This window comes from Nostoc flagelliforme FACHB-838, assembly GCF_014698065.1.
GTDB classification, from domain to species: Bacteria; Cyanobacteriota; Cyanobacteriia; order Cyanobacteriales; family Nostocaceae; genus Nostoc; species Nostoc flagelliforme_B.
On the sequence record NZ_JACJSI010000393.1, the window covers coordinates 1 to 5,332 of the forward strand.

Annotated in this window: 4 protein-coding genes; all 4 read right to left on the reverse strand. The window is 37.9% G+C overall.

The annotated features are described in order from the left end of the window. Positions 1 to 808: 808 nt before the first annotated feature. A complete protein-coding gene (locus H6G97_RS44650; RefSeq protein WP_190946890.1) occupies positions 809 to 1,678 on the reverse strand; it encodes a DUF4388 domain-containing protein in 870 nt (289 codons plus the stop codon). 525 nt (positions 1,679 to 2,203) lie between these two features. Continuing rightward, positions 2,204 to 2,743, reverse strand: a complete 540-nt coding sequence (locus H6G97_RS44655; protein ID WP_190946891.1) for a GTP-binding protein — start codon at positions 2,741 to 2,743, stop codon at positions 2,204 to 2,206. Positions 2,744 to 2,897: 154 nt separating this feature from the next. Further along, entirely contained in the window at positions 2,898 to 3,269 is a 372-nt protein-coding gene (locus H6G97_RS44660) for a roadblock/LC7 domain-containing protein (protein ID WP_190946892.1), read from the reverse strand. Positions 3,270 to 3,470: 201 nt separating this feature from the next. Beyond that, a complete protein-coding gene (locus H6G97_RS44665; RefSeq protein ID WP_190946893.1) occupies positions 3,471 to 3,938 on the reverse strand; it encodes a hydrocarbon-binding protein in 468 nt (155 codons plus the stop codon). Positions 3,939 to 5,332 lie beyond the last annotated feature (1,394 nt).

Below are 5,332 nucleotides of genomic sequence, written 5' to 3' on the forward strand. Positions count from 1 at the left end.
TTTGTTGCTATAAGCATTGACTGACAAGCCTTTTCGCTGCTTTCTTTCCCACTATCTACTTCTCTCTGGGCTGATTTTTCTCTTGTTCCTCGATTACTGAATCGGTGTTCTAGTAAGCCAAAGACTTTTGGTTTGTAAAGATTCAGGTAGCAAAGTATTGCATAAACAATATACTAGCTGTTTACAATACCTTTGCCCAAATAAGAGCTTAGAAAAATTTTGGCAAAGGTATTGAAACCTTAAAGGAATTTTTAGGACTTATCGTTTTTGCCAAACCTTACAGAACAGCGAGTTAATAGTGAAAGCCTCATCAACTCAGCCTCGTAAATTGGCGAAGGTATTGCCACTGGGACGATTGTTATCTTGTGGCTAAGTAGAACAATTGTCTACTTTTTCTGCCTTAAGAGTAACCAAACAATTCGCACTCTTGCTAACGCCCCGCTCCACTAACGCAGTGACGCTCCTACGTCGCTAACGCTGCGAAGAGAGCAATTGCGGACGTAATTGATAATTGATTCATTTAGGGTACAAGCCCCTCAATTTATTGATGAAACAATAAAACACGTAGTATAAATATTCAACGGAACGCAGTCATGCGTGGGGAAAGAAATTGCGAATTGCGAATTGCGAATTGCGAATTGGAGATGACGGGATGGGGGGCTATCACTACAATCATTAAAGCATTGTGACAAATATAATTTCATTATCAATCCCTGTGGTTAGGGATTAATGATGGCGATCGCTTATACGGAACTGCGATCGCTTCTCTACTGGATAAACTTGCCATCACTTCTATTTAGAAATCTAACTACATTTTACCTCGCAGAAAACCCACTAAACTTTTCAGAAAAGACTGACTAACGGCTGGTTTTTGAGAAATCTGCTGCACTACTTCTGCTGAGGCGACTGGGTGAGTATACTCTTCTAAAGCGAGTGTAGGGGAAGTAGCAACCATAAAATGTTCTTCTGTTAAACTGACTACGATTAGTCGAAAGGCAATTTGCTGCACAGTTTCTACAGGAATTCTCAGTTGACTAGCAATATTTTCTAAAGAAATGTTACCGTTGACAAATTCCCAAACTTGCCATTCTTGGTTTTTAAGCTGTATATGAGGCTTTGTAACTAAACTTGACAAACCTGAAGTACGATCTGGTAGCTTATCTGCCAAAGCTGTCCAGTCTTGTAAGGCTCGTAAACCCATCAGTATGACTTCAGCCGCTGTCATACTTAGACCTGTCATCTCTGCTAAGGGTAACTTTGCTGTCGGGTCAAATGAAAACAGAGCATCATTAATTTGAAATAAGGCACATATTTGCTGTAATACCTGAGTATTGAATAGCAGTTTTAGTTGTTCTGGTTGCAGTAGCCCTTGAGACTTTAAGCATAATCCCAATGGTGTGTTGACGGAACTGGGAGAAATCTGAACAACTCTAGAGATAGCACGCTCACTCATCCATCCACGTTGAGCAATCATTGACATCAAACCTTTTTCATCGAAGCGGTCGGCTGCGGCAATCACTCGACCTTGTTGCAGCCAGATGTAGTAAGCTTGCTTTGTGCTATTGTTAGCATTTCCATCTATAAACCCAATGTAAAGTAGTCCTGTCTTATGTCCTTGCTCTAAAAATTGAAGTAGTTCTGGCAAGGAAAAATCCGCAAAATTACCAGTAATAGCCATAATTTTCCTTATTTAATTGCTTCAAAGAACCGTTTAACTGTGTAAATTTATACTATTTGATATCTAATACCAATTTTGTATGAAGTTGCATAGAATCAAAAGGCTAGAAACTTTGCTTGGCAAGCATTCCAACTTTCTGTAGTTTCATGCAGCTTCACAATAATTTGGTATAAGTTTATTTAAATATTTTTAGTGCTTTCTTGAAATCAGTATTATTGCTATTTTATTATATTCTGTTTTAATTAATGCGAAAATTACTAATTTATTCAATTTAAAAACTGAGTTCTAAAATTACTAATTTGCAATACGATTCACTTACTGTCATTTTGCAACTAAATAAGTTATAGAACCTACCTTTTAAACCTAGATAAACTACTTTAAAGATGTTATTTATTGTATTTTACTCTTGTTATAAATTCTGCTCTAATTAAAATCTATGCATAAGCAACATCTGTCGATTTAAGCTCAATAAATTACTGTTGAATTTTAAAAGTATTGCAAACAAGCATAAATACTAAAAGTGTATTAAGCTACAGATTTTTGCATTAAGTGCTGTATTAGAATAATCACTGCCTCAGCTACAGAGTCTCTTTGGGTTGGGTTCACTTTGACAATGGCAGGTCGGTTATTCTCAGCCAGGAAACCAAGAGCGAGTAATACATCTTCCTCAGACCAAGCTCCAGAGCAATCGGTATGAGTAAGTCCAATAATCATGGGAATGTTTACCCTCTGGTTCATAAAGGCAAGAATTTTACGTGCTTGGCGAAATTCTCCAGGACGATGTGCCGCTACTAGCAAGATATAAGCCTCAGCCTTATGAATCAAAATATCCCACATAAAATCAAAGCGAGATTGACCAGGTGTGCCATATAGGTGCACCGCCATATCAGGGCTAAATTGCAGCCGACCGAAGTCAAGGGCGACAGTAGTCCTTGCTTTAAGCAAGGCTGTTTCATCAGTTGCACGTGTATCTGTGTCTACCACTTCTATTTCACTGATAGAACGAATGAACGTGGACTTACCAGCGCCTACCGTTCCTGTAACAATCAAGCGCATATTTTCCATACTTTATTCCCTAAATAATGACTAGCAATCTCGAAAGAAATGATTTTGATGGTTTTTAAGTGGTAATTTAAAAGCTCCCTAAAAAACTAAGATATGCTTATAAAAGAGCTTTTAATGTAATTGGCTTTGATGTCCAATTTAACCCAACTGCCAATTACGCCATAATCAGCTTTAGTTCTGCGAGGAGACGCTTGATTTCTAGCATCAATAATCCTTGTTTAGCAGTCTCACTAGCTAAAACGAGTAAAACAGCATCTTGCCCACAGCTAGTCAAAATACCCAAGCCTTTGTTTCCTTCAACATAGATGCGGTCAACACTGCCTCTAGATAATTCAATCCCAATACGTTCGCCTAAAGAAAGCATCGAAGCCGACATTGCTGATACTCTTTCTTCGTCCATTGCACCGGGTAAGCTAGCTGCTAAAGGTAGTCCATCGGGTGTGACAAGTGCTGCTCCCTGAACATCAATCGTCGCAGTCACAAAGTTTTGTAAGATACTGCTAAGTTTTTCTGTATTAATTGCCATTGAACTATTTTCTGTTGTTTTAATTTAGTAAGCTTTTAATGAGCTTTCAATTTGGAATTGCTTCAAGCCTAATTAGACTAATTTGATTGACTTATAGTGTTTCCTAAGCAAAGGAAATACACCAAGATATTTTTTATGGCTAACAATTAATACCTTTCAAAATCTACCTTACTAAGTCGGAAACCCTATATACATCTGTTACTACAAAGGAGTAAACTCAAATACATCGTGAGTACCACCCCGAAGTACCGATTCGGTATGTACCCCCTTCAAGCGTTTATTGGTTAGTTCCTCCAAAGCTCCCCAAACTGCACCCAATGTAAATGTACACTTCCGCTCTGAATTTGACACTTCACCCGCAGAGCATACGGTTTCACTAGTGTAAGCTTTAATTAGATCACCATCAGTAGTAATTTTATCAATTATGCACAATCGCGTGCCTTCCTTACCCAAAGCTTGCCCCAGTTTTATTACTGCATCCTCTAAGGGAATTGATGCTCCTGACAAACCCAATTCTTTGACTAGTTTTCTACCCCGTGTACGACCTGCCGACGTTAGGGCAATGGCTGTAGCCTTTTCTCCTAAGGCTTCTTCCATCCCTGTAATCACTGCCTTAAAACACACAACACTATTGAAATTGCCTAGTTCTTTTCGTAATAAATCTGACATATCTTTTGAAAAAGTAGAGTATGGTGAACAACCCTTAAGCCATAGGGGAACTAATTAACAGGTTGTTTTCAATCAACTTCTTGATTACGTCGATTATGCTTTGGGAAATATTCATACCAAACCGGATAATTACGGATATTTTTATTTTGACAAATATTAGAGTCAGTAAATTTCAGGAGATGAAGTGGTGACAAAGGGTGTGAAACCCCTATTATTCACCAATATTTTTTTCTGTTGATTCTTTATCGTTTAGATACTGCTGGAGTTTGGACTAAAGAGCTAGAGAAAAGCAGTCAGACTCCAAAAGGCTTAATAATTTTTCTTCCACAGCAGTCAGATAAGAGGCATTCAGTTTCCCCAAGCAATGCAACAGATTTTTAATTGTCTCCTTAAGTAAATCAAAATACACTCAACTGATGCGATTGCAAATCACCTGAACTTGCTGACACTCCAAAGGCAGGTAATCGATTTCACGTGCTTCAGTTTAATAAGGACATGATCTAGTTCGTAGACCATCTGAATAAAATATACTTAAAACTTATAACTATAGTTTAAAAAGCTCAGATTTTTACTCAAAATATATGTAATAGCATAGGTTTAATTATTTTAATGATTGATTCTGATAAGTAGAACGAGGTGAAAAAACCAAAGTATGTAAAGATAAGTAAATACGTAGAATTTTTCTATAAAGGTAATAGGGATATGGGCAGCCGTTTAAGGGTATTTCTGACTAGAGAGCAAGATAGAACTCTTTTTAACCTGAGAACAGCAGAAATCCTGTAATCTTGACCTTGTAGCGAAATAATGGTGCAAAAACTTGGCAAGAAAAAGTTTAAAACCAGAGGCAACATCGTTTGAAGTACTCGATTGTGTTCAAAAAAAATGCCCTTCGTGCGGTCAAGCAATGTGGAATGAATACAATAATCCTCGACATATAAGAACGCTAAATGGGGTAGTAGAACTACAGCTAAAAATTCGTCGATGTCAAAATTAGTCATGTCTGCGGTATAAAAAAGCATATCGACCAGAGCAAGAAGGGTCACTCGCTCTACCACAGAACGAATTTGGTTTGGATGTGATTTTATAAGGAGCATTACGCTATCAGGAACATAGAAGTGTTCCTCAAATACACACTCACCTTGAGTTAAAGGGTATATGTATCAATCAACGAGTTAAAGTCACCGTAGCTAAGATGGTGGAATGCCGCAGTTTCCCAGTAGGGGTATAATGTACGTAATCGGCTGGTTGCTAAATTATCGTTCAAATCACAGTCGCTACCACTACGAAAAGAGCAGTTGCGGACGTAATTAATAATTGATTCAAAAAGTATGCTTATCGTGTCGGATCGTCGCTGACTTGAACAATCAGCTTACCGAAGTTTTTCCCTTGTAGTA